The organism is Mesorhizobium sp. M1A.T.Ca.IN.004.03.1.1, assembly GCF_003997555.1.
Classification (GTDB): Bacteria; Pseudomonadota; Alphaproteobacteria; order Rhizobiales; family Rhizobiaceae; genus Mesorhizobium.
On the sequence record NZ_RZTV01000733.1, the window covers coordinates 1 to 252 of the forward strand.

The 252-nt window shown below is 64.7% G+C and carries 1 pseudogene; it reads left to right on the plus strand.

Going from position 1 to position 252, the window contains the following annotated elements:
• A pseudogene (locus EOD29_RS33605) lies at positions 1–248 on the plus strand (GTP-binding protein); the annotation flags it as partial.
• Positions 249–252 lie beyond the last annotated feature (4 nt).

A 252-nucleotide genomic window follows, 5' to 3' on the forward strand; every position in this document is an offset into this window, starting at 1 on the left:
CTGCTGCCATGGCGACGGATTCGGTGATTGCCGATGGCGTGGCTCGGCTGGAAGGCACTATCGCATCTCAGATGGTGCGGAGCGTCCGGCAGCAATTGCCGGGGCTGACCAGCGGGACGGGGACCATGGAAAGCGCTTTCGATCACTACGCCCCGATGGCCGGGCCGCCGCGCCTGCGCCGATGTTCGGGGTCAGATCCGTTCAATGGGGTGGAGTGTCTGCTGCGTTTGCGGGCCGTGCCTATCTAAGAAC